Raw genomic sequence first — 24815 nt, 5'->3', positions numbered from 1 at the left:
TAACAGGCAGTAAGACCCCCACCTCAAAATTCAGCGATATCATAGAAGTTAGGTGGGGCAACTGCCTGTAAAAGCCCGATTGGTTCAACTAATAATCAGTGGGGATGAACAAAACCCCCACTGATTAAAGTTTCACTTTATCCGGAGCGACAGGGGGATTTAGCGAAACGCAAAATTTATCCTGCTTTATATAAGCTATTTAGTAATCAAAATATACCACAATCTATTTCGATTATCGGTATCGGTAGAAGGGTAATGTCAGATGTGGAATTTCAAACAAAGGTAGAACAATCCCTTGCTACATTTTCTAGAAGATCTACTGATGATGAATTAGGAGTAGAAGAATTTATTAGCACATTTCGTTATTGTCAATTAAATACAGCGAATATAGAGGACTATCAAGATTTGTTGCGTCTTGTAAAGAGGCGTGAAACAGAATTAAACATTCCTGAAAACCGCATGTTTTACCTATCTGTTATACCAGAAGTATTTGATGTCATTGCTTTAAATATTAAGGAAAGTGGATTGTGGGCTACAAAAGGATTGAACCGTCTTATTATAGAGAAGCCTTTTGGTTATCATGTAACGTCTGCTCGTGAGTTTAATGGAAAAATGATTGAAGATTTTGATGAAACTGACATTTGTTATATCGATCATTATCTTTGAAAATGAATGGTAACTCAGGATAAACTTAGAAAAGTATTACGAAATAAATAGTATGTAATGCAAGACATTTTTATTGACGATAATAATTTATATGGTTAATATACTAGACATAAGATTATTTAATTACTAAAAGTAATCGGATATACATTTGTTTGTTAAGTTCGATAAATAAGTAATCTGTGGTAGAAATGCTTTGAATTGCCACTATTAATATTGGGGACAATTAGAAAGCGAAAGGTATAAAAGGAATTGGCATTTGATAACTCTTTGTTTTTTTATAAAACAGGGGCTTCTGTACAATTCATTTTTAAAATATTGACAAGGATTATACAACAAGAGGGGGACTGAACTTGGAATCAATGACCTTTGTTTTATTTGGAGCGACAGGGGACTTAGCGAAACGCAAAATTTACCCCGCGCTATATAACTTATATAGAGATCAAAAGCTTCCAAAGCAAATATCTGTTATCGGGCTTGGAAGACGTCAAGTATCTCACGAAGATTTTCAAGAAAGAATAAAAGAATCAATAGAGACGTTTTCTCGTCAGAGGGAAGAAGGTACTCCGGAACTGGAAGGTTTTTTAGATAATTTTCGCTATTGTTCATTAGATGTGAGTAAGCCGGAAGACTATGAGAGATTATTACAAGTCGTTCGTGAAAGGGAAGAAGAGCTACATATAAAAGGTAATAGAATGTTCTATCTTTCAGTTGCTCCTGAATTTTTCGAGACGATTGCTTTAAATATTAAGGAAAGCGGACTTGATAAAACAGATGGATGGAAACGCCTGATGATTGAGAAACCGTTTGGGCACGACCTTGCATCTGCTCGTGAGCTGAATGATAAGCTTAGTCGCACGTTTGAAGAAGACGAGATATACCGTATTGATCATTATTTAGGTAAACCGATGATTCAAAACCTTGAAGCGCTAGAATTTGCAAATCCTGTTCTCCAGTCGATTTGGAATAAAGAACATATAGCGAATGTACAAATCACAGCTAGTGAAACAGTTGGGGTTGAAGAAAGGGCAGGATATTATGACCAGGCAGGAGCCATTCGAGATATGGTTCAAAATCATATGTTACAAATATTAATGATGACTGCTATGAATCTGCCGGAAAAGGTTAATGCATGTGAAATTCGAGAGGAAAAGCGAAAGGTAATGGAGACGCTTCGTAAAGTGAAAAAAGAAGACGTTCAAAACCATATCATTCGCGGACAATACGCTTCAGGAGAGATAAAAGGCGGGCAAGTTGTAGCATATAAAGAGGAACCAGGAGTAAATCCTTCTTCTAACATAGACACATTTGTTGCTGCTCGCTTGTGGATCGATAATCCATTTTGGACTGGCGTTCCCTTTTATATACGAACAGGTAAACGAATGAAAGAAAAGTCTACTCGTATTGTAATCGAATTTAAAAATACGTTAAAACAGCAATATCAAGATAGTAATCCAAATGCAGCACCTAACTTGTTAATAATTGAAATTAGCCCAGGTGAGAACGTTTCATTACAGTTAAATAGTAAAAATCCATTAAAAAATGGAGAAATTGAACCGATGCGTATTAACTTTACTTGTGAGCAAGCAGATGTGGGAGTACCTGAAGCGTATGAAAGACTCATTCATGATGCTGTGAGTGGAGACGCTACATTCTTTGCACATTGGAAAGAAGTTGAATTGTCATGGGAATGGGTACAACCAATTCTTGAAGCATTCGAGGAAAACTTATTACCACTTCATGAATATGAGTCTGGTTCATATGGTCCAGATGCGTCGAATGAATTATTGCAAGAAAGTGGATTTAAATGGTGGTTAGATCAAGAAACGGAAAAATAAGTACTTTCTTTCATGAAAGCATGTAGGGGGACGATTACTATGACACAAAACATAAATCAATTAGCAGTGAATACAATTCGTACGTTATCAATTGATGCTATTAATGCGGCAAATTCAGGTCATCCAGGTCTTCCGATGGGAGCAGCACCGATGGCTTATGCATTATGGGCGAATCATTTAAATCACAATCCTAATCATCCGAAATGGTTTAACCGTGATCGATTCGTTTTATCAGCGGGACACGGATCGAGCCTACTGTATAGCTTACTTCATTTAGCTGGATATGACGTTTCAATTGATGACTTGAAAAACTTCAGAAAGTTAAATAGTAAAACACCAGGACATCCTGAGTTTGGTCATACTCCTGGAGTTGAAGCGACGACAGGCCCGTTAGGACAAGGGATTGCTAATGCTGTCGGAATGGCAATGGCAGAAGCTCATTTAGCAGCGAAGTTCAATAAGGATGGTCACTCTATTATAGATCACAATACGTACGCATTAGTCGGAGATGGTGACTTAATGGAGGGTGTCGCTTATGAAGCGATGTCAATGGCAGGACATATGAAACTTGGCAAGTTAATTGTACTGTATGATTCAAATGAAATTTCACTTGATGGTGAATTAGGCATTGCTTTCTCTGAAGATATTCAGAAAAGGGCAGAATCTGTACATTGGCAATATGTAAGAGTTGAAGATGGAAACGATGTCGATGCTATTACAAAAGCCATTACATTAGCGAAAGAAAATACGGATCAACCTACTCTTATAGAAATTAGAACCATTATAGGTTATGGAAGTCCAAAAGTTGCTGGAACGAACAAAGCACATGGTAATCCGCTTGGAGTAGAAGAGGCAACAGCGACAAAACAAGTGTATGGTTGGGATTATGAGGAAGACTTCTTTGTGCCTGAAGAAGTAACAGCTCATTTTAATGAACTGAAACAAAAAGGTATTGAAAAAGAGAATGAATGGAATGAGCAGTTCAACGTATACAGAGAGTCAAACCCTGCACTAGCAGATGAATTAGAAAAAGCGATTACAGGTGAGGTTTTAATCGAAGCGAAAGACATTCTATCCTTTGATACTGAAAAAACGATTTCTACTCGTGTTGCAAGTGGGGAAGCTATTAATCATTATGTGAAAACGATTCCTTCTATTTTCGGTGGAAGTGCAGATCTTTCTCATTCTACGATGACAGATATAAAAGGTGAAGCAGTATATGCAGTAGAATCGTATGCTGGCCGCAATATATACTTCGGTGTACGTGAACATGCAATGGGCGCGGCAGCGAATGGACTGGCTCTTCATGGAGGGGTAAAACCATTCGTAAGTACATTCTTTGTATTTAATGACTATCTTCGTCCATCGATTCGACTTGCTGCACTGCAAAAGTTACCTGTTACTTACGTATTTACACATGATTCGATCGCTGTAGGAGAAGATGGTCCAACGCATGAACCTATTGAACATTTAGCAGCTCTTCGTGCAATTCCTGGTTTAACAGTTATCCGCCCGTCAGATGCAAATGAAACAGCAAGTGCGTGGGCGTATGCATTACAGCAAACGGATGGTCCAGTCGTTTTAGTACTGAGTCGTCAAAATTTACCGGTGTTTAATGAAACGAAAGCGAACATAGAGAATCTCTCTAAAGGAGCTTACGTATTAACGGAAACAAATGAAAATCCGGATGTAATTTTAATTGCGACAGGTTCTGAAGTATCTTTAGCTGCTAGTGCAAAAGCAAAACTAGAAGAAGACAATGTCTCTGTTCGCATCGTTGCAATGCCGAGCTGGGAGTTATTTGATCGCCAATCGAACGAATATAAAGAATCCGTTCTTCCGTCTTCTATAACGAAACGAGTATCTCTTGAGATGGGTGTATCTCTCGGTTGGGAACGTTATGTAGGGCAAGAAGGAAAAGTACTATCAATTGAAACATTTGGAGCTTCAGGTACTGGAGCTGAAGTCATGAATCTATTTGGATTTACGATAGAAAATGTTGTTCAAATTACAAAAAATGTGTTGAATTCTTAAGCTATGACTGTGAATACCTTTCTAGATTTATCAATACTGAATGGTATTCAAAATCGTAGTGATATGAATTTTTAATAAAAGATAATCTGAGGAGGAATTATATTATGCAAGTAGGATTAATTGGGTTAGGTAAAATGGGATTAAATTTAGGGAAAAATTTAATGGATCATAAACATGAAGTAGCAGCATTTGATTTAAATGCAAGTGCAGTGGAAGAAATGAAAGAGTACGGGGCAACAGGTACATCTAGTTTAAGTGAACTTGTTCAGTCATTACAATCACCAAGAATTCTTTGGGTAATGGTACCACACGCTGTTGTTGATTCTGTTATTGATGAGGTTACACCACTTTTATCAAAAGGAGATATTTTAATTGAAGCAGGTAATTCACATTATAAAGAGTCTATCCGCCGATATGAACAATTAAAGAAAGATGGCATTCACTTTATGGATGCAGGAACTTCTGGCGGAATGGAAGGCGCTCGTAATGGTGCTTGTTACATGATCGGAGGAGATCAAGAAGCTTGGGACATCGTTGAACCTATCTTCCGCGATACTGCTGTAGAAAATGGATTTTTATATGCTGGAAAAGCTGGTAGTGGTCACTTCTTAAAAATGGTTCACAACGGAATTGAATACGGTATGATGGCTGCTATTGGTGAAGGATTTGAGATTCTAGAGAAAAGTGAATTTGACTACGATTATGAAAAAGTATCAAGAGTATGGAACAACGGTTCAGTCATTCGCTCTTGGTTAATGGAATTAACAGAAAATGCATTTTCTAAAGATGCAAAACTGGATGAAATTAAGGGTGTTATGCATTCTTCTGGTGAAGGAAAATGGACAGTAGAAACAGCATTAGACCTTCAAACAGCAACTCCTGTTATCGCAATGTCTCTATTAATGCGCTACCGCTCATTAGACAATGATACATTTACAGGAAAAGTTGTAGCAGCTCTGCGCAATGAATTTGGCGGACATGCAGTAGAAAAGAAATAAAGTGAAACTTTAATAAGTAGGGGCTTTATTCCACACCAATCGGGCTTTTACGGGATAAGCATATTAAACATGTAACTCATCAACGTTTAAAAACTGGAGGGAATGGATCATGAAATTTTTTATTGATACTGCAAATCTTGAGGACATAAAAAAAGCATATAAACTTGGAGTTTTAGCTGGTGTTACAACGAATCCTTCTTTAGTAGCAAAAGAGGGCATTAAGTTTGAAGACCGTATTGCAGAAATTTGTCAGGCAGTGCCGAAAGTTGAATCTGTTTCGGCAGAAGTAACGCCAGATGCTGTTACAGCTGAAGAGATGATCGCTCAAGCAGAGGAACTGATTAAGATTAACGGCGGCGATGAAAAAGTTACAATAAAACTTCCGATGACGCTAGCAGGATTAGAAGCTTGTCGCTATCTTACTGAAAAAGGTGTAAAAACGAACGTTACACTTATTTTCACAGTGAACCAAGCTCTTTTAGCGGCTCGAGCAGGTGCAACGTACGTTTCTCCATTTTTAGGACGCTTAGATGATATTTCTGAAGATGGCGTATTATTAGTTGCTAAAATTGCTGAATTATTCGATGTTCATCAATTAGATACACAAATTATTGCGGCTTCTGTTAGACATCCAGATCACGTAACTCGTGTAGCGATGGCAGGTGCTCACATTGCAACAATCCCTTATAAAGTAATCGAGCAACTTGCTATGCACCCATTAACAGATCAAGGTATTGAGAAGTTTGCTGCGGATTGGGCGAAAGCTCCTAAATTATAATGCATAAAAGTGAAGGGGCTTTCCGAAAATTGCTTTTCATGAGAGGACAAATCCTAAGTAACTTCATCGTTTAAACTGGATCCTGAGTTTGTAGTCTTACTACGTGAAAACAGCAGAGAAGAAAGTGTCATTCACTTTTGAAGAAGGAAAATATGCTCGTATGAAGCATGTATAAAATAACACTATAATTATGAAAGAGAAATCCCCTTATCAGAGAGAGTAGTTAACATGTATCTCTGATAAGGGAGATTCTTTTTGTATAAATTATTATTTTGTGAAGATGATTTGTATATCGATATATAAATTCTTACTCATGAAAGAACGATATAGGTTCTCTTAATTGTATAGTAATTTTGAAAGGGTTTACATAAAGGGGTGGAACTGAGTATGAATATGTACCTTTTAATGATTACATTATTATCAATCGTAATTGTTATTTTAGGGGTGTCGTGGTGGAGATGGCATGCGTTTATTAGTTTAACGGTTGCAAGTTTGTTTTTAGCAATTATGTCTGGAATGCCAATGGATAAAATAGTGAGTGCTTATGAAACAGGAGTGGGAAGTGTTCTAGGGCATTTAGTAGGTATTTTAGTATTAGGTACAATTTTAGGGAAAATGATGGCAGAGTCAGGTGCTGGAATGCAAGTGGCAGAGTTCTTTATTAAATCCTTTGGGATAAAAAACTTACCATGGGCTATGTTAATTGCAGGTTTTATTATTGGAATCCCGGTGTTTTTTGAAGTAGGTATTTTAATATTACTGCCGTTAGTAATTTCAATTCATAAAACAACGAAACAAAATATTTTATTAATAGCATTACCAGCAATTGCTGGGCTATCTGTCGTGCACGGTCTTGTTCCTCCGCATCCAGGGGCCATAGTTGCAATTGGTATTTATAAAGCGAATCTTGGGAAGGTACTAATGTATTCACTCATTATTACATTTTTTGCAGCGATTATTGCAGGTCCTATATTTGCGAAATGGATTCACAAACGTGTAATTCCTGAAAATGAGCCAGAATTGATTCGTGTAAATACAAAATCAACGAAATTACCAGGAATAGGGGTTTCATTTTTAGTTATATTGTTACCTGTTATGTTAATGGTTTTAGCTGCAGCAGCTCCTTATGTGCCTCTTTCTAATATTTTGATGAAGATTATCACATTAATCGGTAGTCCTATCATTGCACTATTGATTGCATGTTTTGCGGCGTTCTATTTTCTTGGATTTCGTCAAGGTATCGATAAAAAAGCTATTAAGAAGATAACAGAAGATAGCTTATTACCAATCGGTTCAATTGTTGCGATTATTGGTGCTGGCGGGGGTTTTAAGCAAATTCTTATCGATAGTGGGGTAGGGAATGCTATTGCTCAAATGTCTGAACATTTAGCTCTATCTCCAATTGTATTAGCATTTATAGTAGCTGGTTTAATTCGAATTGCGACAGGGTCAGCGACAGTCGCCTTAACAACAGCAGCGGGTATCGTTTCGCCAATCGTTGAAAATACAGCAGGTGTGAACTTAGAATTACTCGTTATTGCAACAGGTGCAGGAGCATTAATGTTTTCACACGTAAACGATGCTGGTTTTTGGATGGTAAAAGAATACCTAGGTTTAACAGTGAAAGAAACATTTAAAACATGGACAGTATTAGAAACGTTACTTTCATTTATCGCTTTTGGAGGCGTTTTACTAATCGATATGTTTGTTTAAGATAAAGATGTTTCTATTTAGATAATTGTGGCATACAACGTTATCAATAGATAAAAGGAATGTATTTTTATGGTGGGATACTGTAACAATTTTTTGTTAGGAGGAAGAAATGGTGAGCTCAAAATATATGATTGGTGTAGACATTGGGACAACTAGTACAAAATCAGTTCTATTTTCTACTGATGGATCTGTTATTGCTAGTCATGGAATTGAATATCCTTTATATTCTCCTACGCCTGAAACAGCAGAACAAGACCCAGAAGAAATTTTTCGTGCAGTAATACATACGATTAAAGAAACTGTACGATCAAGTAGTGTACAGCCAAGTGATATTCTTTGTGTCTCTTTTAGTTCGGCAATGCATAGTATCATTGCTGTAGATGAAAAGGGAAAGCCGTTAACGAGATGTATCACTTGGGCAGATAATAGAAGTGCAAGCTGGGCGGAGAAAATAAAGAATGATATGAATGGTCACGAAATTTACCTTCGTACTGGGACACCAATTCATCCGATGTCACCACTTTCGAAATTAGTTTGGCTACAGAATGAGAAGGCAGAGTTATTCGCAAAAAGTTATAAATTCATTTCTATTAAAGAATATGTTTTTTACAAGTTATATAAAGAGTATGTAATTGATTATTCTATAGCATCAGCAACAGGGATGTTTAATTTAAAATCTTTAAAATGGGATGAAGAGGCTTTATATGTTGCGGGAATTACAGATGAAAAGCTTTCAAAGCTTGTTCCAACAACGCACAGTTTAACAGGATTAGATGAAGAGCTGGCCAAAGAGATGAATGTACCTGTTTCTACGCCTTTTGTAGTAGGAGCGAGTGATGGAGTACTATCTAATTTAGGGGTAAATGCAATAGATCCTGGCGTTGTGGCTGTTACAATTGGTACAAGCGGTGCGATTCGTGCTGTAACAAATCGTCCTGTAACAGATCCAAAAGGGAGAATCTTTTGTTATGCGTTAACTGAAGACCATTGGGTAATCGGTGGTCCAGTTAATAACGGTGGTATGATTTTCAGATGGGCTCGTGACCAATTGGGTACTTCAGAGATTGAACTTGCGAAGCGTTTAGGAAAAGATCCATATGAAGTACTTACTGAAATAGCAGCAAAAGTGAATCCTGGATCTGACGGTTTATTATTTCACCCGTATTTAGCAGGGGAAAGAGCTCCTTTATGGAATGCAAATGCACGAGGATCTTTCTTTGGACTCGGATTGCATCATAAGAAAGAACATCTGATCCGTGCTGTTTTAGAAGGAGTAATTTATAACTTATATACAGTTCTTCTCGCTTTAAAAGAGCTAATTGGTGAACCGAAAAAAATTCAAGCGACAGGTGGTTTTGCAAGATCGGAACTTTGGAGACAGATGATGGCAGATATTTTCCATCAAGACGTATATGTTCCGGAAAGTTTTGAAAGTTCTTGCTTAGGAGCTGCAATCCTCGGTTTATATAGTTTAGGTGAAATAGATACATTATCCGTAGTTTCTGAAATGGTAGGTGCAGATTTTCATCATGAGCCAAATATGGAAAGTGTGGAAAAATATAAAGATTTAACGCCAATCTATATCCGTTTGTCCCGTCAATTGGAAGAAGAATATGAAAGTATAGCAGCGTATCAAAAAAAGTGGGTTTAAAAGCTATTTACCAAGAAAATATGGTAACGTATAAAGAGGTACTCCGATTTTTTAGGATACTCTTTCAACATAAAATATGTTAAGAAGTATGATGAATGAAAAATATAGGGAGAGAGGGTTATGAAAATGAAGGATAACAAAGAGTTTATTGGATATGTTGGAACTTACACGAAAGAAAATAGTGAAGGAATATATAAGTTTACTTTAGACACAGAAGCAAAAAAAATTAGTAATGTAACACTTGCCGCTAAGCTGGATAACCCTACATATGTAACGATTAACCGAAATAATGAATATCTCTATTCTGTTGTTAAGGAAGGCGAATCTGGCGGTGTAGCTGCTTATTCCATTGATAGTCATACTGGAGAACTAAAAGCGAAAAATAGACAAGTAGTAGAAGGGGCTTCTCCTTGTCATATTAGTGTTGATAGTGGAAATCATACAGTAGTTACAGCAAATTACCATAAAGGAACGATTGAGTCTTTTAAAGTAAATGAAGAAAATGGAACTGTAAATCCTGCTGCATCTATTATGGCACATGAAGGTTCAGGTCCGAATAAAGAAAGACAAGAAAAACCACATGCACATTACGCGGGATATACTCCTGATGAAAAATATGTGATAGGTGTTGATTTAGGGATAGATAAATTAATTACGTATGAAATAAAAGATAGTACATTAATAGAAGTGAATAGCCTGTCTGTGAATCCGGGAAGTGGACCAAGACACATTGCTTTTCATCCAAATGGAAAATACGCTTATGTAATGACGGAGCTTAGTTCAGAGGTTATTGCGCTAACATATAACTCGGAAGAAGGATCCTTTACAGAATTACAGTATATTTCTACTCTTCCAGAACAATTTGATGAAAATAGTCAAGGCAGTGCTATCCATATTTCTTCTGACGGCCACTTTGTATATGCAGGTAATCGTGGTCATAATAGTATCGCTGTTTATAGCGTAGATCAAAACTCAGGCCAGCTTACATTTGTGGAACATACATCTACAGAAGGAAATTGGCCGAGGGACTTTGTATTAGATCCTACTGAAAAGTTTCTTGTTGCTACAAATGAAAAGTCACATAATCTTGTGTTATTTTCAAGAGATGAATCTACAGGTAAGTTAACACTTTTACAATCTGATGTTGTTGTGCCAGAGCCTGTTTGTGTGAAGTTTTTAAATATATAATTTCAGATGCCTAAACAAAAGCAAAGCGATATCGCTTTGCTTTTTATTATTTCTTTTTCGGTCTACGTACTAATTCGCCGCCGCAGTTTGGACAAACGTTATGTCTTTCTTCTGTACATGGTGCGCAAAATGTACATTCATATACACAAATGTATGCTTCAGAATCTTGTTCGAGCGATTGATCGCAAATTTGACAGTTTGTTTTCATTTCTAGTGCCATAATAAGTCTCCTTTTTAGTTAGAAAATTTATAATTTAATTATAATTCATTAAATAGAAATAGTCCTTTTCAATTGAAAGGAAATCGAATGATAAAGTTATGAATTGAAACGAAAGATGCTGGTTTATTTTAAAATTGATTATTTATTACAGTTGGAATATTATGAAATAGTCAAAAGACAACAGGGGGTATAGATTTTGACTAATCATAACGATCATTTAAAAGCAAACTGCGAAAAATGCTTCGGTCTATGTTGCGTTGCATTACCGTTCGCAGCATCGGTAGATTTTGCAGTGAATAAAGATGGTGGTAAACCATGTTCCAACTTACAATCAGATTTCAAATGTAGTATACATAAAAATCTTAGAGGAAAAGGTTATAAAGGTTGTACAGTATTTGAGTGTTTCGGTGCTGGACAGAAGATTTCTCAGGGTACGTTTAAAGGGATTGATTGGCGGAAAGATGCAAAGCATGCAAGAAAAATGTACGATGCTTTTCCAGTTATGCATCAACTTCATGAAATGCTTTGGTATTTGAATGAGGCGATTCTTTTAAAGGCAACACAGCCAATTCATAAAGAGCTGGAGAACGCAATTGAGGAGACAGAGCGACTTTCGAATTTAAATCCAGATGAGTTAATGAAAATAAATGTTCCAATGCATAGGGCAGAGGTGAACATTCTCCTTTTAGAAACGAGCGAACTAGTATGGAAGGAAATGAATACTGCGCGTAAGAAACGAATCATACACCGTGGAGCAGACCTTATGGGAGCGAATCTGAAAAAGAAAAATTTACAAGGTGCAAATTTAAGAGGAGCTTATTTAATTGCGGCTAACTTAAATGGTGCAGATTTAAGAGGAGCAGATCTCATCGGAGCAGATTTGCGAGATGCAGATATTCGCGGGGCTGATTTTACTAATAGTATTTTTCTGACGCAAGTTCAAGTTAATGCTGCGAGAGGGGATAAGCATACGAAATTACCGAAATTATTGTCCCGTCCATCGCATTGGAGTGCGTAAAGAGTGAGGAGTGTTTAGTGTGGATATATTTCAGTATTTAGAAGAGATGCAAGAGGATGTCTTTTCGTTAGCAGTAGAGCAAATAGAAGCGAAGTATTATGATATATACCGATTTGTATTGGTTTTCACGACCAAGATCCAATTATGCGAACAGGCAGAGACTAAGAATCTCTGCCTGCTTTTTATTTCTTTTCAAAAGTAGTAATGAAAACGCTACATATAATGAGAATACCACCAATGAAAAAGTTACTATTTAATGTCTCATTTAATAAGAGCCAGCCAAGTAACGATCCAACGATAGGTTGGAAGAAGAAAAATAAGGAACCGATGCTTGCATCCATTAATTCCAATCCTTTATTCCAAAGGAAAAAGGCACCTGCTGTTGAGACGATTCCTAAGTATAATACGCCTAATATTACGTACGTATTTACTGTTCCGATAGAGGCCGCTTGTAGTTCCCATATCATAAAAGGTGTAATAAAAAAGAGTGAAAAGAAAATTGCGTACGTTGTAATAACTAAGGATGAAAATTGGATTGAAGCGATTTTTACATGAATAGATAGTAAAGCCCACGTAATAGCAGCTCCAACTAAAATGATTGTTCCGATAAAATAAGAGCCGATTTCAATGTCCCATCCGATTACGATAATGACACCGATTGTCGCTATTATAGTAGATAAAAGTCTACGAGCAGTTAGTTTCTCTTTCAAAATGAGCGCTGCAAATATAACCATAAATGCAGGTGTAGCTGATGTAACTAACGAGCCTGTATGAGCGTCGGATAATTTTGTTCCGATAAATTGGCATGTGATCGAAATGAAATAGCCGATAAATCCAATCCAAGCGAAGAGGAGCCAATCTTTTTTGCGAATGGTTACTTTTTTCTTTTGCTTTTTCTCAGCTAGTTTTAAAATGCCATACAAAACAACAAAAGCGATAATAAAGCGTAGCCAAACGAGTGTTAGTGGTGGGATAAAATCGAGTACGTATTTACTAACAACATACATACCGCCCCATATACTTGCTGCTAGTGATAAATATATAGCTCCTAAAATTGTTTGTTTCATGTAAAGTACCTCCGTCTATTTTTAGGGTATTATGAGTTCCCTAAGACGAGGCGTAGTGTATGTGTTATATGATTGCCCGTCTTAGTTTATAGACGGCCTACAGGTTGATCGTTTTCGAATGAAGTGTTGTAGTACATGCGTGCATTCCTCCTCTTTAAGTTATAATGATATTATAACTTAATTTTCTGATTATTGGAGGTTGTTATGAAATATATCGTTATAAAATCACATGTTAGCAATTATCCTAATCCAATTCGCTTAGAAGAGGGGGATGTAGTGAAAATGATAGAGAGTTACGCTGGTCCGGAAAACTGGGAAAACTGGATGTTTTGTCACGAAGAGAAGTATAACCGGAAAGGATGGGTTCCGGAGCAAATTATAAGAAAAGATATGAATGGAACAGGAATTATTATAAAACAATATACTGCGAAAGAATTAAATGTGAGTATTGGAGAAAGATTGATCGGATTAGAAGAATTGAATGGATGGGTTTGGTGCGAAGGAAGAGATGGTGAGAAGGGCTGGATACCAAAGGAAAACTTACAAAAATATTAATAATAATATTTGATCAATAATTAGGAAACATATTTTTGCTTATGAGTATATTGGTTGTAGGATAAAAAGTAGATTAATAGAGAAAGAGGAGGAGATTATTATAACTACAACCGTTATTTCACATTTTTACAATGAAGAGTATTTATTGCCATGGTGGCTTATGCATCATACGAAACTTTTTGATCATGGTATTTTAATTAATAAAGGTTCAACAGATCGTTCCGTTGAGATTTGTAAAAAATTCGCACCGCATTGGGAGGTGCGAGATTCTGTAAATCCAGAGTTTGATGCATATGCGACAGATCATGAAGTGATGAGGATAGAACAAGAAGTACAAGGATGGAAAATGATTTTAAATACGACTGAGTTTCTTTGCGTGCAAGATAAAAATCAGTTTTGGAAATCGCTAAATGAATTGGGGGGGAGGATGTATTGGCTGGACGGGCTTATTATGGTTGATGATCCTAACTACAACTATCCGGACCTTAACTTTGGAATACCTTTAATGAAACAGCGATTTCATGGTTATTTACCAGAAGATTGGCCGTTATGGAGAAGAGGTAGATTTATTCATAATCATGAGCATGGAAGTTATACGGTTGGAAGACATTTATCTGCGCATGAATCGATGATTTATCCACCTCTTGCCTGTATATTATGGTTTGGGTTTAGTCCGTGGAACGATGCGATGAGAAAGAGAAAGTTACAAATTGGTCCGACTCTTTCTGAAGCTAGTAAGCATGGGGGAATGGGGACGCATCATATTATTACGTCGGAAAGATTAGGAGAATGGTATAAGGAATTAGCGAGAGGAACGAAGGATTTACGTTTTAATGATGCATATCGTTATGTTTTTGTATAAATGATTTCCACCATAAAATTGTTTCTTCAATTCCTGTATTTAGATCGTATGTTGGTTTCCAGTTTACTTCAGTTTTTAAACGTTCTACATTAACCCCGACAAATAAAGGTTCATCTTTAGAGAAAGGGATTGCACCTAGTTTAATTAAATGTTCTTTTCCTATCTTTTTAGCAATGATAGAAGCTAACTTTTTAATTTGTACAGATTGACCAGAAGCGATATTGATGGTGCCTGTAACGCTGTGTTCTAATATTGTTACGAGAGCGTCAGCGACGTCACTCACATGGAGGAAATCTCTCGATTGTTTTCCATGTGTACATAGTGCTTCCTCGTTTTTTAATAAGGAAGTGATAATGTTAGAAACGAGCCGATTACCTTGTTCGTGAGGTCCATACATATGAAAAATGCGGCCCCAACACATGCTGAGGCCTGTTTGTTGTGCATACGTTTCTAGCCAGGAGTGCAGTGCATTTTTACATAAAGAATACGGGGTTTTATAGGAAAGGAGCGGTGAATCTTCAAATAATACGCCGTTAAACCATTCGTACTCTGCGCCAGTACCTGCAACGACAACACGCTTTCCGCCGCATGTTGTGAAGTGTTGAATCAATGAAATACTAGACTTTAGCCAATAGTAATTATTAATAGATACATAGCATGCTGGTGGCACCGCTTCCCAAGCAAGGTGAATGAGATGGCTAGGCTGAACATCCGAAATGAATTGTTTTACTTCGTCATCGCGAAGCAAGTTTACTTTATGCCAATGGCAAGGGAGGTGAGAGGGGTTATTTTTATTATACGTGGCGTGCACTTCATATCCCTTTTGTATAAGTGAATGTACAACATATTTACCTATCCAGCCACTACCACCTGTTACAACAACTTTCTTCATGGCTCGATCACCTCAATTTCTGGAACCGTCACTAAAAATTTACCGCCCCATTCACGAATGAAAGAGCATTCTTTCATAATTTCGTCTTTCAAATTCCAAGGAAGTATAAGAATGTAATCCGGTTTTGTACGTTTAATTTCTGCTGGAGATTTTATTGGAATACGAGTTCCTGGTAAAAGGAGATTTTGTTTGTGAGGATTTTTATCTACTGTATAAGCTAGAAATTCTTTACCTATCCCGCAATAATTCAAAAGGGTGTTTCCTTTAGCTGGAGCACCGTAACCGATAATTTGTTTGTTTAAAGCTTTCGTTTCAATAAAAAACTTTAAAATATTTATTTTCAATTGTTCGATGCGTTTAGAAAAAAGGAGATAGCAATCTAAAGTATCTAACCCGTGGTCGACTTCTTTTTGAATTAATTTTGTAACATTGGAATGGATAGTTGATTGGGCACTTAGATGGTTTACAAAAATCCGTAAGGAACCACCATGCGTTGAAAGTTCTTCTACATCAACAATTTGTAAATGATGATAACTTAAAACTTTTTGAAGGCTTATAAGTGAGAAGTAGGAAAAGTGCTCATGGTAGATAGTATCGAACTGTTTAAAGGATATGAGGTTTAATAAGTGTGGGAATTCAATTGTTATCGTGCCATCTTGTTTTAATAACGTTTTTAAACCGGCAACAAAATCATGCAAGTTTGGAACATGTGCTAATACGTTATTTGCGACGATTAAATCAGCTTGTGGCAATTTTTTTGCTAAGTCATTACTGAAAAAATTCACATGAGTAGGAATTCCTTTTTTGATAGCAATTTCTGCTACGTTTTTCGCGGGTTCAATTCCCAATGTCTCGATATTTTCTTTTTTAAAGTATTGTAATAAGTACCCATCGTTACTTGCGATTTCAATCACTTTTGAATGTTTCGTTAAGTTGAAACGCTTAATCGCCATTTCTACATATTGTTTAGCGTGTAGTAGCCAACTTGAGGAGTAAGAGCTGAAGTATAAATAGTTATGGAAAATATTTTGTGGGGATTCAAATTCATCTAGCTGTACGAGTAAACAAGAGTTACAAACAAATGTGTGCAGCGGATAAAAAGGTTCCATTTTATATGAGCTTTCAGGAGCTACAAATGAATTAGCAAGAGGGGAAACGCCCAAATCTAAAAAAGTGTTGGTTAGTAATGAGTGGCAAAAACGGCATTTTTTCTGTTCCATTTTATAGCCTCCTTATAAATTTTTGAATGCATCGATTTGTTGTCGTGTGAAAGATTCTATATTTTCACCAGATGCATATTTTTTGTACCAATCAACAGTCCAAGCGATAGCATCATCTGTTGATAACTTAGGAGTCCAGCCGAGTTTGTTTACTGCTTTTGTACTATCGAGTGTTAAAACAGGTGATTCATAAGGAGTATTTGTAGAGGAGGAAATGATTGTTAGTGGGTTATTCCATAATTTTATTACAGATTCAATGACATCATGAACGGTTCTGTTAGGTTCATTCATTGGGCCGAAATTCCACGCTTCTGCATATTTAGCATCATTCCAAAGTTTCTCAGCTAAAAGGATATAGCCATGTAGAGGATCTAAAACATGTTGCCACGGACGGACGGCATATTTGTTTCTAATACACAAAGTATGATTGTGCAAATATGCCCGAATGATATCAGGGAATAATCGGTCTTCTGCCCAATCACCACCGCCGATGACGTTACCAGCTCTGACTGAGGCGAGTTTCTGGGTATTAGTGCGGAAGAATGATTTTTGATAGGATGTTGCCGCTATTTCAGCGCAAGCTTTACTAGCGCTATAAGGATCGAAACCTCCTAGTCGGTCATTTTCCACGAACGCTCGGTCGCCACTACCGTCATTCTCATAACATTTATCGCTTGTCACATTAATAATGGCACGTACGCTTTCGACGGACTTTGCTGCTTCTAGCACGTGGACAGTACCTAAAACATTCGTTTTGAATGTATCGATAGGATTTTTGTATGAAGCGGTTACGATTGGCTGAGCTGCTAAATGAAATATTATGTCAGGTTTATGCTGCTTCATGGCATGAAATAAAGAATGGTAATCTGTAATATCGCCTTTCATTGTCGTGCACTCTTTTGCTACGTTACCTTGTTCAAAAATGTTAGGAATGGATGGGGGATGAGAAGAAAAGCCTACTACTTCTGCACCTAAAGAACTTAAGAAAAGGGTGAGCCAGGAGCCTTTAAATCCAGTATGTCCTGTAATAAATACTTTTTTCTTATTCCAAAAAGATGATGAAGCCATATTACCAAACCTTCCACGGAGCGTTATTACTTTCCCATAGCTCGACTAATTTATTTTTATCGCGCAATGTATCCATCGGATGCCAAAAACCAGAATGTTGATATGCGGCCAATTCATTTTTGTTTACTAACTGAACTAAAGTGTCTGTTTCAAAAACAGACTTATCTCCACTAATGTAATTGAAAACTTCAGGATTTAAAACGAAAAATCCACCGTTAACCCATCCGCCATCACCTAATGGTTTTTCTTGAAAAGATGTTACAGACTGTTTATCTAATATGAGAGAACCAAATCTACCAGGAGGTTGTACGGCAGTAACAGTAGCCATTTTTCCATGTTTTTTATGGAATGTAATAAGTTCTTTTATATTTACATTACTTAATCCATCACCATAACTGAGGCAGAAAGGTTCGTCTCCGACATAATTTTGAATCTTTTTCACTCGGCCACCCGTTTCGGTATTTACACCAGTATCGATTAGTGTAACTTTCCATGGTTCTACACGATGAGAATGGCTAGTAATTGTATTATCGTTTAACTGTATTGTGAAATCAGACATGTGTAAGTTGTAATTTAGAAAGAACTCTTTAATTGCATATCCTTTATAGCCTAAGCAAATAATAAACTCAGTAATCCCGTAATGACTATACAAACTTATAATGTGCCATAGAATGGGCTTTGTTCCAATTTCAATCATAGGTTTCGGTTTTAAATGTGTTTCTTCCCCAATTCTTGTACCGTACCCACCAGCAAGAATAACAGCTTTCATTTTTTCCTCCTAAAATAAAAATTTATTATTTATACAGTATTCATGTTTTATGCAAATGAGATTGTTTTTGATTAAGTGAATGAAAATGTTTGAGGTGATGACGATGCAGAAAATATTACGGTTTGAATTTTGGAAATAATTCTTGATATTCAGGGTTATGACGGAGGTCTTGTGTTAGGTTACTAAGCTCTAAAAAACGTATGTCCAGTACTTCAGGAGATTGACCGTAATGTGTTTGAAGTCCCATTTGAACACCCCTTTTTGAAAGGGTAGGTGTAATTTGTAATTTTCTTGCCTTTGATTGTTCATTCCAAGGGCTAAAATAAAATTTTAAAATAAATGAAGGATAGTCATAAATTATATATCCGTGCCGCGAATGATGTCTACCAGGTAAATATGCACCGTCTAGATGATTGTGAATAAATCTCCAAGCACATCCGAGATTTGGGTTATAAGGGAAGACACCGTGGTATCGCTGTTCTACTAAGGGGATAGAATATCTAGGCTTTGAATAATTATAATTATGATTATCTATCATTAAAATCATTCTAATCGCATACATGTTTTGGCCTAGTGTATGAAGAGATGAAAAAAATTCTTCAGTATTATTACAACAAAAGAATTCAGTAGTATTTAAAACGATTTTCCAACCTGAAACTTCTCTTTCAATTTCCATCACTTCAATATCAGTATTAGTTGGATCAAACTCAAGAAATCTTGAATTTCGTACTTCCCAGTGGGGTGCTAATAGTTTACAAATCTCTACGGAACGATCTGTAGACCCTCTATTAATTAAAATGCCGTGATCGAATATTTTCGTGTGATGCATAAGCCACCATGGAAGTAGGTATTCTTCATTATAAAAATGAGAAATGATTGTCTTTTTCATATTAATTCCCTCCTATACAAGCAATCATTATTAGTAGGATATGCTTTTAAATAAGAAAGGTTAAAAGTGGCAGACAATGTAGTGATTAGGTAGTAGTTTAGTAATTTTATTGTATAAGTGTAGATTACTCGTATTGAATCATCATAGGAGGAGATTGGAATTTTGTATAAATTGTGAATAATAAACCGTCACGTTTGACTGTACAGTTTATGTGTTGTATGATGTAAGTAATATAAACAAGGGGGGAAGATCGTTGGGAAGGTGTATCGAATCGGACAGTTGGCTCTCATGGCTCACGTGTCGAAACGAACGATTGATTATTATACGAATCTAGGTATCTTAAAAGCGGAGCGATCTCAATCTAATTATCGCTATTACGACGAAACAGCATTTGAGACATTACAATTTATTGAGAAGTGCAAAGAAATGCATATGCCGCTTTGTGAGATTAAAGAGAAAATCGAGGAGAAGAAGAAGCTGCTCGGTATCAATGAACACGTTTCGAAACAAGTGAATGAAGTGACAGACCATATTCATCAATTAGAAGTGGAGCTTACTGAGTTAAAGCCGCTTTTAGATGGATTGACTGATTCACAACGTGAAAAAATATCGAAATCTTTATCTGGTCAAACGACAGCTTTAATACAGACACTTGCTCTATTATTATAGAATAAGTGAAATCCGACCTCTTTAATTTTTGTATCGGGCTATGTTTTCTAACAAACAAATAAGAAAACATTATAGTATACAGGAGGTGGACACCTTAGTTTTTTAACTAAGGGGATTCATTGGAAATATTTAATTTAGTCATGGTTGCGATTTTAATCGCATTTACTGGATTTTTCGTAGCAGCAGAGTTTGCGATTGTAAAGATACGTTCAAGCCGTATCGATCAGCTTGTTGCGGAAGGAAAACGCGGTGCTTTAGCAGCGAAAAAGGTAACAACAAATTTAGATGAATATTTATCTGCTTGTCAATTAGGTATTACAGTTACAGCTATGGGATTAGGTTGGTTAGGTGAACCGACAATTGAAAAGTTATTACACCCGTTATTTGAGAAATGGAACTTAAATCCTTCTATTTCATCAGTACTAACATTTGGTCTTGCTTTTATGATTATGACGTATTTACACGTTGTAGTAGGGGAATTAGCTCCAAAAACGATGGCAATTCAAAAGGCTGAAAGGGTAACGTTATTATTGGCAGGTCCATTAATGATGTTCTATAAAGTAATGTATCCATTTATTTGGGTATTGAACGGTTCAGCTCGTGTGATAACTGGTTTATTCGGTTTAAAGCCAGCTTCAGAACATGAAGTAGCTCATACAGAAGAAGAATTACGTCTTATCCTTTCAGATAGCTATGAAAGTGGCGAAATTAATCAAGCTGAATACAAGTATGTAAATAACATTTTTGAATTTGATAATCGCATTGCAAAAGAGATTATGGTACCGCGAACAGAAATCGTTGGTTTCTACCTGGAAGATTCAGTAGAAGAACACATGAAAGTAATCCAAAATGAGCGATACACACGTTATCCGATTTTTGGAGAAGATAAAGATGATATTATCGGTATGGTCAACGTAAAAGATTTCTTTATTCGATATATGACCGAGGATCAAAAAGATTTATCATCTATTCGCTCGTATATGCGTCCGATTATTGAAGTGATGGAAACGACTCCAATTCACGATTTATTACTTCAAATGCAGAAGAAGCGAATTCCGATGGCTGTTTTATATGATGAGTACGGAGGAACAGCTGGAATTGTAACGCTTGAAGATATCTTGGAGGAAATCGTCGGCGAAATTCGTGACGAATATGATGAAGATGAAGCACCACCAATTCAACATGTGAACGAGCAACATATTATTGTTGATGGAAAAGTGCTTATCTCAGAAGTGAAAGATTTATTTGGATTACACATCGAAGAAGATGATGTGGATACAATCGGTGGATGGATTATGATGCAAAATCATGAAATCGAAGAAGGACAACACGTTGAGGCGGAAGGTTATGAATTTAAAGTGTTAGAAAAAGACGCTTACCAAATTAAACGTGTTGAAATTCGTAAGATGGAACAAGAACAAGAAGAAGAGAAAGCAGCAACTGTGTAAGTTGCTGCTTTTCTTCTAAAGTACAAAAAATGAGAACTTAGGAGCGGATATTTTGATTCAAGAAGCCTTACGTGTATATCGATTACAATTGTATGTGATCTTTAGTGGTTTACTACTTATGTGGACGATTACTCCGTTTGGAAAACAAGTGACAGGGTTCGGTATTGGATTAGCAGTAAGCGCCTATTGTCTTTGGTTATTAGCTCGCAGAGTGGAGAAACTCGGAAAAAGTATCGTAATGAAGGAAAAGGCTCCTGGATTAGGAGTTTTAAACCGATTTGCAGCTGCTATTTTAGGAGCTATCATCATGTATGAAATTGAGCATGAAATGGAAATGTGGGCATTCGGTACAGGTATTTTAGGTGGTCACTTTTTAATGATTGCAAATTTAGCGCATGCAAATATGCAGTTAGTGAAGGAAGAAGAGAAGCAAAGAGAACATGCTTCGAAAAATATAGAGCTATGATGAAAGGGACCTAATCAGGTTCCTTTTTTAGTTTAGCGATATGATACAAGTAATCAAATTAACGACAAATATAATACGCTTCTTTTTTGTGTTTTTCAATAGTATGAAAAATAATAAAAAAATTTTAAAAAACCCATCGATTTCTAAAGGTTATGTATGTTATTATGACAAAAGACTTTTTGAAAGAGGTGGATACCAATGTTACAAGCGCTACTTATTTTTGTGCTTCAAATTATTTACGTTCCAATATTAACAATCCGTACGATTTTGCTTGTAAAGAATCAAACAAGATCCGCTGCTGGTGTTGGATTGTTAGAAGGAGCTATTTACATTGTCAGTTTAGGTATTGTGTTTCAAGATTTATCAAATTGGATGAACATCGTTGCCTATGTCATTGGCTTTAGTGCGGGACTGTTATTAGGCGGTTATATAGAGAATAAATTAGCAATTGGTTATATTACGTATCAAGTTAGTTTACTAGACCGTTGTAATGAATTAGTAGATGAATTACGTCACTCTGGATTTGGCGTTACAGTATTTGAGGGCGAAGGTATTAATTCTATACGTTATCGCTTAGATATCGTCGCAAAGCGTTCTAGGGAGAAAGAGCTTTTAGAAATCATTAATGAAATTGCACCGAAAGCGTTTATGTCTTCGTATGAAATTCGCTCGTTTAAGGGTGGATATTTAACGAAGGCGATGAAGAAAAGAGCGTTAATGAAAAAGAAAGATGAACATGCATCGTAAAAAAGAGGAGTAGTGCTGCATTAAAAGCGCAGTATAAGTCCAAATGTAAAAGGGAGGAATCTATTTTGATGTAGATTCCTCTCTTTTTTATTGTTAATTGAAAAACTAAATCGTATAATTATTTTTTCTACTCATCCTCAAATTAATGATTAGCCATATAACTTGAAAAAATACCGGTATGATAAACGCGATTAATATAACGATAAGTGATATGGATTTAATTTCAGGTGTTTGAATAACACCAGCACCATCAATCTCTCGTAACCAAATAATAGCGGCCCATATTCCAAAAACGATAATCCAAAATAGGTTACCAATCCACCAAGAAATCCATCGTTTTTTCATGTTAGCACCCCTTACATTTATCTACTGTTAAAAGTATATTTTCGTTCGTTACATTTATAATGAAACAACTTTAAAATTAGTTTTTAACTGTATATCTAACTTGTTTGAAGGTTACTATTTCTCCATCATCATTATCATCTTTCGTTTGCAAAAGTTGAACTTTTGGTTTGTAGTCTGTCCGATGAGCGTGTTCGATATCTTTAATGTTAAGCTTGTAGGATTCACCATTCTTTAGCTTTTGTTCTAACACTTTTTTATTAGCAACATAAATAAAAGTTACTTTATTTTCATCAATTCCCTCGGTCTTAATTTCTAACTCATTATCTTTTGCTGTGATCGTTGGTGTTAATAATTCCATACTGCCTTTCCCGCTTTCTAAAGAATTCTCTGCTATAGTTGAACATCCTGATAGTATGATTCCGGTGAATAGAAGAACAAGTAATTTCCTTTTCATAACATCCCCTCCGATTCTATGTGATTTTTGATTTTGGCATTGTTAGACTGCTAGTGTGGAGCGTAAATGTTTAGCTAGTACTCTTTTTATTGTACCATAATATGTAAATTAAAAAAGGCTGTATATCCAATGTAAGAGAGACTGAAAAATTTACTTATTGTTGTAAATTCGTGTGTTTTAGCTTCTATTTCAATCGAAATGTAGACGAGAAAAAGAAATTTTTTATAGAAATTATAATTTTTACATTTTACTATAATGATAGGGAATAGATGAATTCATTTACTTCGGAGGTAGTTATTTGAACATTAATGAGAAGGCAATTGAAATGTTTGAACAAAATAAATATGAGGAAGCAATGGAACTGTTTCAACAAGCAGTACATGAATCTAGAGACGTACAATCTCTCAATAATCTTGCCTGGATGTATTTTTATGAGGAAGAGAATGATGATAAAGCTCTTGAATTAATAAGAGAAGTTGTTAAGTTGAATCCATCTTCATACTTTCCTTATAACATCTTAGGGGACATTTACATGAAACAAGAAAAATGGACAGAAGCGAAAGAAGCATTACAAAAGTCTATTTCGATTCAACCATCAGATGAAGCATATCATAATGTAGCTGTAGCGCATTATAACCTTGGAGAGCTGGAAAAAGCTTCAGAATTTTTCTTGCGAGTTGCAGGGGATTCGGACTATATCATGTATAGCTATGTAAAATGTTTAATTGATTTAGAACGAACGACAGAAGCAAAAGAGAAGTTAGATACTTTTAACAGGGAGTCTGATAATTTTTTAGGGGAAATTCATGTAGCAGATTTATATGTTGAGTTGAATTGCTATAAAGAAGCAATTGAATGGTTCGAAAAGGGATACAAAAAATGCTGGAAAAGTCCTAATTGGATTAGTAGATTTGTTTATGCTCTATATAAAGTGAATCATTTCTCGCGTATAAATGAAGTGATACGGGAATCTATCGAAGCGAAAACAGCAGAAATAAAAGATGTCGAGAATGAAGAAGTAGAAGACAACTGGACAGAGAAAGATAAGAAAGAGTTAATTGAGGAATATACAGAAGCGAATAATGATTATAAAACAATGATAGAGCGTATTAAATCAGGATATGTTCCAGGGTTAGAATTTGAAACGGATTTTATAGGTGGGTGCTATTTGTTTGGTTGTAAAAGGCATAATCATCTTGAATATGAAGAATAAAAAAATCGACTGTCACATATGATGGTCGATTTTTTTTATTATAGGACGCT

At 36.0% G+C, this 24815-nt stretch carries 25 protein-coding genes; 16 read left to right on the top strand and 9 right to left on the bottom strand.

Annotation, left to right across the window (positions count from 1 at the left end; translation table 11 throughout):
* Positions 1 to 120: 120 nt before the first annotated feature.
* The 8 genes from DN399_RS16370 to DN399_RS16335 all read left to right on the top strand — a co-directional run bounded on the left by DN399_RS16370 (position 121) and on the right by DN399_RS16335 (position 10863).
* A complete protein-coding gene (locus tag DN399_RS16370) occupies positions 121 to 666 on the top strand; it encodes a glucose-6-phosphate dehydrogenase (RefSeq protein ID WP_231692056.1) in 546 nt (181 codons plus the stop codon).
* Positions 667 to 1016: 350 nt separating this feature from the next.
* Positions 1017 to 2501 carry a glucose-6-phosphate dehydrogenase gene (zwf, locus tag DN399_RS16365; protein ID WP_086388696.1) on the top strand — a complete coding sequence of 495 codons (1485 nt, stop codon included), beginning with the start codon at positions 1017 to 1019 and terminating at the stop codon, positions 2499 to 2501.
* Between the two features lie 39 nt (positions 2502 to 2540).
* Positions 2541 to 4535 (top strand): transketolase, encoded by a 1995-nt coding sequence (tkt, locus tag DN399_RS16360; protein WP_086388695.1) that lies wholly within the window; start codon positions 2541 to 2543, stop codon positions 4533 to 4535.
* A 104-nt stretch (positions 4536 to 4639) separates the two neighbouring features.
* Positions 4640 to 5533: a phosphogluconate dehydrogenase (NAD(+)-dependent, decarboxylating) gene (gene gnd, locus DN399_RS16355; RefSeq protein WP_001195911.1), complete on the top strand. Its 894-nt coding sequence runs from the start codon at positions 4640 to 4642 to the stop codon at positions 5531 to 5533.
* Positions 5534 to 5642: 109 nt separating this feature from the next.
* Positions 5643 to 6311, top strand: coding sequence for a fructose-6-phosphate aldolase (gene fsa / locus DN399_RS16350; protein ID WP_000667676.1), 669 nt, complete (start codon positions 5643 to 5645; stop codon positions 6309 to 6311).
* Positions 6312 to 6698: 387 nt separating this feature from the next.
* A complete protein-coding gene (gene gntP / locus DN399_RS16345) occupies positions 6699 to 8024 on the top strand; it encodes a gluconate permease GntP (protein WP_149149823.1) in 1326 nt (441 codons plus the stop codon).
* Between the two features lie 109 nt (positions 8025 to 8133).
* Positions 8134 to 9675, top strand: coding sequence for a gluconokinase (gntK, locus tag DN399_RS16340; protein ID WP_006922506.1), 1542 nt, complete (start codon positions 8134 to 8136; stop codon positions 9673 to 9675).
* Between the two features lie 120 nt (positions 9676 to 9795).
* The gene (locus tag DN399_RS16335; protein ID WP_149149822.1) at positions 9796 to 10863 is read left to right on the top strand and encodes a lactonase family protein; all 1068 of its coding nucleotides are present in this window, start codon (positions 9796 to 9798) and stop codon (positions 10861 to 10863) included.
* Positions 10864 to 10909: 46 nt separating this feature from the next.
* On the opposite strand, the gene DN399_RS16330 is transcribed toward DN399_RS16335, so the two are convergent.
* A complete protein-coding gene (locus tag DN399_RS16330; protein ID WP_001162788.1) occupies positions 10910 to 11083 on the bottom strand; it encodes a DUF1272 domain-containing protein in 174 nt (57 codons plus the stop codon).
* A 196-nt stretch (positions 11084 to 11279) separates the two neighbouring features.
* Between DN399_RS16330 and DN399_RS16325 the strand changes: the two genes are divergently transcribed.
* Positions 11280 to 12101: a pentapeptide repeat-containing protein gene (locus DN399_RS16325; RefSeq protein ID WP_000181428.1), complete on the top strand. Its 822-nt coding sequence runs from the start codon at positions 11280 to 11282 to the stop codon at positions 12099 to 12101.
* Between the two features lie 182 nt (positions 12102 to 12283).
* On the opposite strand, the gene DN399_RS16315 is transcribed toward DN399_RS16325, so the two are convergent.
* Positions 12284 to 13168, bottom strand: coding sequence for a DMT family transporter (locus DN399_RS16315; protein WP_000814760.1), 885 nt, complete (start codon positions 13166 to 13168; stop codon positions 12284 to 12286).
* A gap of 204 nt (positions 13169 to 13372) precedes the next feature.
* Between DN399_RS16315 and DN399_RS16310 the strand changes: the two genes are divergently transcribed.
* Positions 13373 to 13723: an SH3 domain-containing protein gene (locus DN399_RS16310; protein WP_000875288.1), complete on the top strand. Its 351-nt coding sequence runs from the start codon at positions 13373 to 13375 to the stop codon at positions 13721 to 13723.
* 61 nt (positions 13724 to 13784) lie between these two features.
* Entirely contained in the window at positions 13785 to 14585 is an 801-nt protein-coding gene (locus tag DN399_RS16305) for a glycosyltransferase family 2 protein (RefSeq protein WP_076774856.1), read from the top strand.
* Here DN399_RS16305 and DN399_RS16300 read toward each other — a convergent pair.
* The 5 genes from DN399_RS16300 to DN399_RS16280 form a co-directional block, all read right to left on the bottom strand.
* Positions 14554 to 15477 (bottom strand): NAD-dependent epimerase/dehydratase family protein, encoded by a 924-nt coding sequence (locus DN399_RS16300; RefSeq protein ID WP_000758375.1) that lies wholly within the window; start codon positions 15475 to 15477, stop codon positions 14554 to 14556. The two genes, DN399_RS16305 and DN399_RS16300, sit on opposite strands and share 32 nt — an antisense overlap.
* A complete protein-coding gene (locus tag DN399_RS16295; protein ID WP_149149821.1) occupies positions 15474 to 16697 on the bottom strand; it encodes a class I SAM-dependent methyltransferase in 1224 nt (407 codons plus the stop codon). The genes DN399_RS16300 and DN399_RS16295 overlap by 4 nt, the downstream gene beginning before the upstream one ends.
* Before the next feature lie 12 nt (positions 16698 to 16709).
* On the bottom strand, positions 16710 to 17765 hold the full coding sequence (rfbG, locus tag DN399_RS16290; protein WP_000168654.1) for a CDP-glucose 4,6-dehydratase: 1056 nt from the start codon (positions 17763 to 17765) through the stop codon (positions 16710 to 16712).
* A 1-nt stretch (position 17766) separates the two neighbouring features.
* The gene (rfbF, locus tag DN399_RS16285) at positions 17767 to 18534 is read right to left on the bottom strand and encodes a glucose-1-phosphate cytidylyltransferase (RefSeq protein ID WP_149149820.1); all 768 of its coding nucleotides are present in this window, start codon (positions 18532 to 18534) and stop codon (positions 17767 to 17769) included.
* 115 nt (positions 18535 to 18649) lie between these two features.
* On the bottom strand, positions 18650 to 19423 hold the full coding sequence (locus tag DN399_RS16280; RefSeq protein ID WP_000750973.1) for a glycosyltransferase family 2 protein: 774 nt from the start codon (positions 19421 to 19423) through the stop codon (positions 18650 to 18652).
* A gap of 261 nt (positions 19424 to 19684) precedes the next feature.
* Between DN399_RS16280 and DN399_RS16275 the strand changes: the two genes are divergently transcribed.
* From DN399_RS16275 to DN399_RS16260, 4 genes are all read left to right on the top strand, one after another.
* Positions 19685 to 20092 (top strand): MerR family transcriptional regulator, encoded by a 408-nt coding sequence (locus DN399_RS16275; protein ID WP_000285635.1) that lies wholly within the window; start codon positions 19685 to 19687, stop codon positions 20090 to 20092.
* A gap of 119 nt (positions 20093 to 20211) precedes the next feature.
* Positions 20212 to 21540 carry a hemolysin family protein gene (locus tag DN399_RS16270; RefSeq protein WP_000402258.1) on the top strand — a complete coding sequence of 443 codons (1329 nt, stop codon included), beginning with the start codon at positions 20212 to 20214 and terminating at the stop codon, positions 21538 to 21540.
* A gap of 52 nt (positions 21541 to 21592) precedes the next feature.
* The gene (locus DN399_RS16265; protein WP_000613869.1) at positions 21593 to 22006 is read left to right on the top strand and encodes an ATP synthase subunit I; all 414 of its coding nucleotides are present in this window, start codon (positions 21593 to 21595) and stop codon (positions 22004 to 22006) included.
* Positions 22007 to 22204: 198 nt separating this feature from the next.
* Positions 22205 to 22753, top strand: coding sequence for a DUF2179 domain-containing protein (locus DN399_RS16260; protein WP_000938438.1), 549 nt, complete (start codon positions 22205 to 22207; stop codon positions 22751 to 22753).
* A gap of 105 nt (positions 22754 to 22858) precedes the next feature.
* Here the strand turns inward: DN399_RS16260 and DN399_RS16255 are convergent, their stop codons facing one another.
* Both DN399_RS16255 and DN399_RS16250 read right to left on the bottom strand, forming a co-directional pair.
* Positions 22859 to 23098: a DUF3923 family protein gene (locus DN399_RS16255; protein WP_149149819.1), complete on the bottom strand. Its 240-nt coding sequence runs from the start codon at positions 23096 to 23098 to the stop codon at positions 22859 to 22861.
* Between the two features lie 76 nt (positions 23099 to 23174).
* Positions 23175 to 23552, bottom strand: coding sequence for a hypothetical protein (locus DN399_RS16250; protein ID WP_000823781.1), 378 nt, complete (start codon positions 23550 to 23552; stop codon positions 23175 to 23177).
* A 298-nt stretch (positions 23553 to 23850) separates the two neighbouring features.
* Here DN399_RS16250 and DN399_RS16245 point away from each other — a divergent pair, with 298 nt between their 5' ends.
* On the top strand, positions 23851 to 24765 hold the full coding sequence (locus tag DN399_RS16245; protein ID WP_016122885.1) for a tetratricopeptide repeat protein: 915 nt from the start codon (positions 23851 to 23853) through the stop codon (positions 24763 to 24765).
* Positions 24766 to 24815: the final 50 nt, after the last annotated feature.

Source organism: Bacillus sp. AR4-2 (assembly GCF_008274865.1).
GTDB classification, from domain to species: domain Bacteria; phylum Bacillota; class Bacilli; order Bacillales; family Bacillaceae_G; genus Bacillus_A; species Bacillus_A cereus.
Note: the sequence above shows the minus strand (reverse complement) of the source record. Positions and strands in the feature narration are given on the sequence as shown.

Bases quoted from the DNA above. Each gene is read 5' to 3' on its own strand.
- DN399_RS16295 (WP_149149821.1), bottom strand. From the start codon at position 16,697: ATGGAACAGAAAAAATGCCGTTTTTGCCACTCATTACTAACCAACACT.
- gntP (WP_149149823.1), top strand. From the start codon at position 6,699: ATGAATATGTACCTTTTAATGATTACATTATTATCAATCGTAATTGTT.
- DN399_RS16255 (WP_149149819.1), bottom strand. From the start codon at position 23,098: ATGAAAAAACGATGGATTTCTTGGTGGATTGGTAACCTATTTTGGATT.
- DN399_RS16310 (WP_000875288.1), top strand. From the start codon at position 13,373: ATGAAATATATCGTTATAAAATCACATGTTAGCAATTATCCTAATCCA.
- gnd (WP_001195911.1), top strand. From the start codon at position 4,640: ATGCAAGTAGGATTAATTGGGTTAGGTAAAATGGGATTAAATTTAGGG.
- DN399_RS16315 (WP_000814760.1), bottom strand. From the start codon at position 13,168: ATGAAACAAACAATTTTAGGAGCTATATATTTATCACTAGCAGCAAGT.
- rfbF (WP_149149820.1), bottom strand. From the start codon at position 18,534: ATGAAAGCTGTTATTCTTGCTGGTGGGTACGGTACAAGAATTGGGGAA.
- DN399_RS16250 (WP_000823781.1), bottom strand. From the start codon at position 23,552: ATGAAAAGGAAATTACTTGTTCTTCTATTCACCGGAATCATACTATCA.
- tkt (WP_086388695.1), top strand. From the start codon at position 2,541: ATGACACAAAACATAAATCAATTAGCAGTGAATACAATTCGTACGTTA.
- DN399_RS16280 (WP_000750973.1), bottom strand. From the start codon at position 19,423: ATGAAAAAGACAATCATTTCTCATTTTTATAATGAAGAATACCTACTT.
- DN399_RS16335 (WP_149149822.1), top strand. From the start codon at position 9,796: ATGAAAATGAAGGATAACAAAGAGTTTATTGGATATGTTGGAACTTAC.
- DN399_RS16260 (WP_000938438.1), top strand. From the start codon at position 22,205: ATGTTACAAGCGCTACTTATTTTTGTGCTTCAAATTATTTACGTTCCA.
- fsa (WP_000667676.1), top strand. From the start codon at position 5,643: ATGAAATTTTTTATTGATACTGCAAATCTTGAGGACATAAAAAAAGCA.
- DN399_RS16300 (WP_000758375.1), bottom strand. From the start codon at position 15,477: ATGAAGAAAGTTGTTGTAACAGGTGGTAGTGGCTGGATAGGTAAATAT.
- gntK (WP_006922506.1), top strand. From the start codon at position 8,134: ATGGTGAGCTCAAAATATATGATTGGTGTAGACATTGGGACAACTAGT.
- rfbG (WP_000168654.1), bottom strand. From the start codon at position 17,765: ATGGCTTCATCATCTTTTTGGAATAAGAAAAAAGTATTTATTACAGGA.
- DN399_RS16330 (WP_001162788.1), bottom strand. From the start codon at position 11,083: ATGGCACTAGAAATGAAAACAAACTGTCAAATTTGCGATCAATCGCTC.